Annotated in this window: 3 protein-coding genes and 2 pseudogenes; 3 read left to right on the top strand and 2 right to left on the bottom strand. The window is 69.7% G+C overall.

The window, feature by feature from the left end; translation table 11 throughout:
- Window positions 1-26: 26 nt before the first annotated feature.
- Window positions 27-1,706 carry an asparagine synthase B gene (gene asnB / locus WBA11_RS06940; protein ID WP_424519975.1) on the bottom strand — a complete coding sequence of 560 codons (1,680 nt, stop codon included), beginning with the start codon at window positions 1,704-1,706 and terminating at the stop codon, window positions 27-29.
- A 569-nt stretch (window positions 1,707-2,275) separates the two neighbouring features.
- Here asnB and WBA11_RS06935 point away from each other — a divergent pair.
- From WBA11_RS06935 to rpmE (WBA11_RS06925), 3 genes and pseudogenes are all read left to right on the top strand, one after another.
- Window positions 2,276-4,726 carry a M14 metallopeptidase family protein gene (locus WBA11_RS06935; protein WP_424519974.1) on the top strand — a complete coding sequence of 817 codons (2,451 nt, stop codon included), beginning with the start codon at window positions 2,276-2,278 and terminating at the stop codon, window positions 4,724-4,726.
- Entirely contained in the window at window positions 4,727-5,716 is a 990-nt protein-coding gene (locus WBA11_RS06930; RefSeq protein WP_424519973.1) for an HNH endonuclease, read from the top strand.
- A gap of 102 nt (window positions 5,717-5,818) precedes the next feature.
- A pseudogene (gene rpmE / locus WBA11_RS06925) lies at window positions 5,819-6,016 on the top strand (50S ribosomal protein L31); the annotation flags it as partial.
- 330 nt (window positions 6,017-6,346) lie between these two features.
- Here the strand turns inward: rpmE (WBA11_RS06925) and rpmE (WBA11_RS06920) are convergent.
- Window positions 6,347-6,491: pseudogene (gene rpmE, locus WBA11_RS06920) on the bottom strand (50S ribosomal protein L31); the annotation flags it as partial.

Below are 6,491 nucleotides of genomic sequence, written 5' to 3'. Positions count from 1 at the left end.
AGGTCGACCTCGAGGACGACTCCCAGTTAGTACGCCGCGTCGTGGACGCCGGCGACGGCCCGGCCGCTCGGGTCCGCCGACGACTCGAACGAGGCGTCCCACGCCAGGGCCTCCGGCGTCGAGCACGCGACGGACTTGCCGCTCGGGACCGTCCGCGCGAACGTCTCGCCGGGGTAGAACCCCTCGAAGAGCGTCCGGTAGAGGTAGCCCTCCTTGGTGTCCGGCGGCTGCACCGGGAACCGGTCGTCGGCGGCCTCGAGGTCGGCGTCGGAGACCTCGGCCTCGGCCCAGTCCTTGAGCCCGTCGATCCAGCCATAGCCGACGCCGTCGGAGAACTGCTCCTTCTGGCGCCACACGATGGACTCGGGCAGAGCGTCTTGGAACGCCTCCCGGAGGATGTGCTTCTCGATCCGGCCGGCCGGCATCTTGGCCGCGGGATCCAGGCTCATGGCCGTGTCCATGAACCGCTGATCGAGGAACGGGACGCGGGCCTCGACACCCCACGCCGCCATCGCCTTGTTGGCGCGCAGGCAGTCGAACAGGTGGAGCCGGTCGAGCTTGCGGACGGTCTCCTCGTGGAACTGCTGGGCGTCCGGGGCGCGGTGGAAGTAGAGGTAGCCGCCGAAGATCTCGTCGGCGCCCTCGCCGGAGAGCACCATCTTGACGCCCATCGCCTTGATCCGGCGGGCCATCAAGAACATGGGCGTCGCGGCACGGATTGTGGTCACGTCGTAGGTCTCCAAGTGGCGGACCACCTCGGGCACGGCGTCGATGCCTTCTCGGACCGTGAAGTAGAACGCGTGGTGCTCGGTCCCGATGTGGTCGGCGACCAACTGCGCGGCCTCGAGGTCGGGACTGCCCTCCAGCCCGATCGAGAACGAGTGCAGGCGCGGCCACCAAGCGGGCTCGCCCTCGTCCTCGACGCGCTCGGCCGCGAACTTTGCGGCCGTCGCCGCGATCACGGAGGAGTCCAGGCCTCCCGAGAGCAGGACGCCGTACGGAACGTCGGTCATCAGTTGCCGCTTGACGGCCGCCTCGAGGGCGGCGCGGACCGCTTCGGGCGTCGACTCGTTGCCCTCGACGGCCTCGAACTCGCGCCAGCCCGGTGTGGTGTACGGGACGGGGTGACCGACGCCGCTGTCCCAGACGTGGCCCGGCGGGAACGTCTCGACGGTCGTACAGACCGGCGCCAACGCCTTCATCTCGGACGCGACGAACAACGAGCCCGCCTCGTCACGGCCGGTGTAGAGCGGCATCACGCCCATCGGGTCGCGGGCGATCAGGTACCGATCGGCCTCGGAGTCATACAGCACGAAGGCGAAGATGCCGACCAGCTTGTCCAGAAAGTCGGCGCCGTGCTCGCGGTAAAGGGCCAGGATGATCTCGCAGTCGGACTCGGTCTGGAACGTGAACTCGCTGGCTGCGCCGACCTGACGGTTCTCGAGGTCGGCGCGCAGTTCGCGGTGGTTGTAGATCTCGCCGTTGACGGCGAGCGCGACGGTCCCGGTCGGGTCGTAGAGCGGCTGGGCACCGTGGGTCACGTCGACGATGGCCAAGCGCTCGTGGGCCAGGACGGCACGGTCGGACGCGTAGACGCCGGACCAATCGGGGCCGCGGTGGCGCTGGAGGCCGGACAGGCGGACGGCAGTGGTTCGGGCGGCGGCGGGGTCGCCCTCGAGGTCGAGGATGCCGAGGATGGAGCACATGGGAGGTTCGGGGTCGGGTACAAAAAAAGCGGCCCCTCCAGACTAGGAGGGGCCGCCGGGGCTGTGTGTGTCGGGTCTCTCGCCTAGACCTCCGCACGCCACCGCTCGCGACTCCCTCGGGAGACCGAATTGCGATTGACGTTGAGATTCAGGATGGACAAGGCGGGAGGCCGTGCAGGACGCTGAACGGTATCGCCGGTTTGAACGGTTTGTCAAGGGCAGGCGCAAAAGTGTGCCCCGCCCTCGAGGGTAGACGCGACCTCGAGGACGAGCCAACGACCTCGAGGACGAGACGTGTCAAGTTCCACCGACTCCGCTGCGTCCCGCTCAGAATGACTCTACGCAGGGAGCGAAGGTGGAGTCGGCGAGCTCGCCCGACCGGTCCGGCCTCGGCGGAGGCTCGATTCCCGTGCAGCGTTGTCCCGAGCGTGCCGAGGGGTCCCGGTGCGTCACGCCCGACCGCAGGACCCTGAGCGGCCTCGAGGCCGGGACTGCTTCGCCGGACCGGAGGGCGTCGACCTCGAAAGGAAGGGAGCGGCTAGCTTCCGACCCTCGTCCTCGATGCGCCCGTGCTCCGTCTCGTCCTGTTCCTCGCCGTCGCCGCCAGCGCCTCGGCCCAAGTCCCCTCCCCCGCCGAGTTCTTGGGCTACGAGCTCGGAGACCGCTTCACGCGCCACCACCAAATGGTCGATTACGTCCTCGAGGTCGGCGAGCAGTCGCCCCACGTCGAGGTCGAGCAGTACGGCGTGACGCCGGAAGGGCGGCCGCTTCTCTACGCGGTCATCGCCCGCGACCAAGATGTCGAGGCCGTGCGCCAGAGCACATTGGAGGCCGCCGCGGGCCGCGGCACGCCCGAGCAGCCGGTCGTCTGGCTGAGCTACAACGTCCACGGCAACGAGGCCGTCAGCACCGAGGCCGCGCTCGAGACGCTGTACCGGCTGTCGCAGCCCGAGTTCGACGCCGTCCTCGAGGACGTGATCGTGATTCTCGATCCGTGCCTCAACCCCGACGGGCGAGACCGCTACGTGACCGGCTACCAGCAGCGCCGCGGCCGGACGCCCAACGCCGACCCTGATGCTCGCGAGCACGACGAGCCGTGGCCCGGCGGCCGGTTCAACCACTACCTGTTCGACCTCAACCGCGACTGGGCCTGGGGCACGCAGCCCGAGACGCGCGCCCGGATCCCGCTCTACAACCGGTGGCTCCCCGCCGTCCACGTCGACTTCCACGAGCAGGGCGTCGACTCGCCGTACTACTTCGCGCCGGCCGCCGAGCCGTTCCACCCGCGCATCACGCCCTACCAGCGCGAGTTGCAGACGGCGATCGGCCGGGCCAATGCCCAAGTGTTCGACCGCAACGGCTGGCTCTACTTCACGCGCGAGGTCTTCGACCTGTTCTACCCGGCCTACGGCGACACCTGGCCCACGTTCAACGGCGCGACCGGCATGACCTACGAGCAGGGCGGCTCGGGCCGAGCCGGACTCGCCATCGAAAACGCCGAGGGAGACACGCTCCGGTTGGCGAACCGCATCGAGCACCACGTCGCGAGCGGCTTGGAGACCATCCGCACGACGGCCCGAAACGCCGACCGCGTGGCCTCCGAGTTCGCCACGTACTTCCAAACACGCCCCGAGGGCGCCCGCGCCTACGTCGCCCAGGGCGACCCGGGCCGCTTGCGGGCTCTCGCCGACTTGCTCGATTTCCAGGGCGTCGCCTACGGCTGGGCACGAGGTGGATCGGCGTCCGGCGTTCGCTACGGCGGCGGTCTTGGGGACGAGGAAACGGGACGCCTCGAGGTCGAGCCCGGTGCCCTCGTCGTGAGCACGGACCAGCCCAAGGGACAGCTCGCCGCCGTGTTGTTCGAACCCGAGCCCGCCCTCGTCGACTCGGTCACGTACGACGCGACGGCCTGGGCGCTGCCCTACGTCTACGGCTTGGAGGGCCTGGCGTCCGACCTCGAGGTCGTAACGGGAGGTCCGGCACCCGCAGAGGCCACCGTCCCGAGCGGACGGCCCTACGCCTACGTCGCCGACTGGTCCTCGCCGGCCGACGCACAGTTGCTCGCAGCCCTGCTCCGCCACGGCGTCGGCGTGCGCGTGATGCCGGAGCCGTTCGAGTCGGGAGGCCGGCAGTTCGGCCGCGGCGCCCTCGTCGTGACCCGCACCGGCAACGCGGGCGTGGACGGCTTCGACGCGGTCGTCCTCGAGGCCGCCCAGACCTCGGGCCGGTCGATGTACCCGCTCGCGAGCGGGTTCGCCGACGCCGGTGTCGACGTGGGCTCGAACCAGGTCGGGTTCGTCCGCGAGCCCCGCATCGCCGTCCTGGCCGACTCGCCCTCGTCGCCCACGGCGCTCGGTGAGATCTGGCACTACTTCGACGCCGTGGTGGACTACCCCGCGACGTTCCTGACGTCCGAGGACTTCAGCGCGTCCGACCTCGACGAGATGGACGTCCTGGTGATGCCCGACGGCCGCTGGCGTGGGTGGCTGACCGACTCACGGGCCGAGACGATCCGCGACTGGGTCCGCAACGGCGGGCGCCTGGTCGCCCTCGAGGACGCGGTCACGGCGCTGGGCCGCAAGGACGGGTTCGACCTCGAGGTCGCCGACGATGCGGACGCCGACACCTCAGCTGACGCCCGGCTCCGCCGCTACGGCGACCGCACGCGCGAGTCCGTCACCGACGACGTGCCCGGCGCCGTCTACCGCGTCGCCCTCGACGACTCGCACCCGCTCGCCTACGGCTACGACGGCTCGATGTACGTCTTGAAGCGCCAGGCCGAGGGCGTCCAGTTCCTCGAGGACGGCTGGAACGTGGGCGTCGTCCGCAGCGGCGCGCCAACGGCGGGCTTCGCGGGTGTGGAGGCCCAAGCCAAGCTCGAGGACTCGCTCGTCTTCGGCGTCGAAGAGATCGGCCGTGGCTCGGTCGTGTACCTCGTCGACTCGCCCCTCTTCCGAGGGTTCTGGGTCGATGGACGCTTGTTGTTCGCCAACGCCGTCTTTACGATGGGCGCGTTCTAGGTGAACCTCTTCGTCGCCAACACGGACGCCGGCTGGTACACTCACCTCTCGGAGCTCGCCCGCCGACCGACCGGGCTCGACGAGGCCAACTTCTGGAGGCCCTCGGCCCGTGTCGGCTTCCGAGCGCTCTCGTTCGGCGAGCCGCTGGTGTTCAAGCTGAAAAAGGCGCACGGCCACGCCATCGTAGGGTTCGGTCTCTTCGCTGCGTTCCGACGGCTGCCCGTCCTCGAGGCGTGGCGTGCGTTCGGCGAAGCCAATGGCGCAGCCTCCCTCGAGGACGTGGTCAGACGGATCGCGAAGTACGCCCGTGTCGAGGCCGGGACGTCTCTCGCTCGCACGCACCAGATCGGGTGCGTGTTGCTCGCCGCGCCCGTGTTCTTCCCCCGAGACCTGTGGGTCGGCGGGCCGTCCGACTGGTCCGACAACACGGTCGTGGGGAAGACCTACGACTCGACCGTCGGCGAGGGGCGGCGGATCTGGCAGGCGTGCCTCGACCGGGTGGGCCTCCTCGGACAGGCGCTCGACCTCGAGGCGCCGGCCGTCGGAGAGCCCTCGGCCCAGGCCACTCTGTTCTCGGCGGAGCCCCGCGAGCGGTATGGCGCATCGAGGGCGGCCACGTCTCGGCTCGGCCAAGGGACGTTCCGGTACGCCCTCGAGGTCGCCTACGGTCGGTGCGCCGTGACCGGCGAGCATTCGCTCCCGGCCCTCGACGCCGCTCACATCGTCCCCTATGGCGAGGGCGGGTCTCACGCGCTCGAGAACGGCCTGCTCCTCCGGGCCGACGTCCACCGCCTGTTCGATCGCGGCTACGTGACGGTGACGCCGGACTACGAGTTCAGAGTCAGCCGCCGGCTCCGCGAGGACTACGACAACGGGAAGGTCTACTACCAGCACGACGGCCAAACGATCTGGACGCCGGCCACACCGTACCCGAAGCCCGACCGAGCCCGCCTCGAGGACCACGCGACCCGAACATTCCTCGACGCCTAGCTGCCCTCGAGGACGGCGAAGACGGGAGGAACACGGACGCAGGGTCTTTTGCCCCGCCCGCCCGCTCTCTACCTTCCGCGTTCGCCAAAGGCTTAGACTCCGATGCAGACCGACCTCCACCCCGACTACTCGTTCATCACCGTCACCCTCGCGGACGGCACCGAGTTCACGACGCGCTCGACGACGGGCAAGGACTACAAGTCCGAAGTCGACTCCTCGAACCACCCGTTCTACACGGGCAAGAAGACGATGGTCGACACGGCCGGTCGCGTCGAGAAGTTCATGCGCCGCTACGGCCGGTCGCAGGCCCAGACGGTGCCTGAGGACGAGGAGAACGCCGAGACGGCCGCCGAGCAGCAGGCCGAGGCCCAGGAGGCGATCGAGAACGCCTCTGCCGCACGCGCCATCGATCCCGGCACGCCGGCCCCCGAGGCGAAGACGGTCGGCGGCCCCGACCCGTCCGAGCCCGTCGCTGGCACGGCCAAGCCGCCGGCCTCGTCGCCCGAGAACCCGGCGCGCGACACCGAGGGCTAGACCCTCCAACCGATTCGCCCTCGAGGCGGGTGGCCCGGTGCTGCCCGCCTCGATTCGTATCCGCCCTCGAGGTTGCGGCGCGTGGGAAAGGACGCATTCGTCCTCGGGGACCGTCTGGGCCTGCGACCGTCCGTAACGGCGCATAAACTTCTCGACGCGGCCGGCGGTGTCGACCATCGTCTTCTTGCCCGTGTAAAACGGGTGGTTCGAGGAGTCGACCTCGGACTTGTAGTCCTTGCCC

This window comes from Rubrivirga sp. (assembly GCF_049648075.1).
Taxonomy (GTDB): Bacteria; Bacteroidota; Rhodothermia; order Rhodothermales; family Rubricoccaceae; genus Rubrivirga.
Note: the sequence above shows the minus strand (reverse complement) of the source record. Positions and strands in the feature narration are given on the sequence as shown.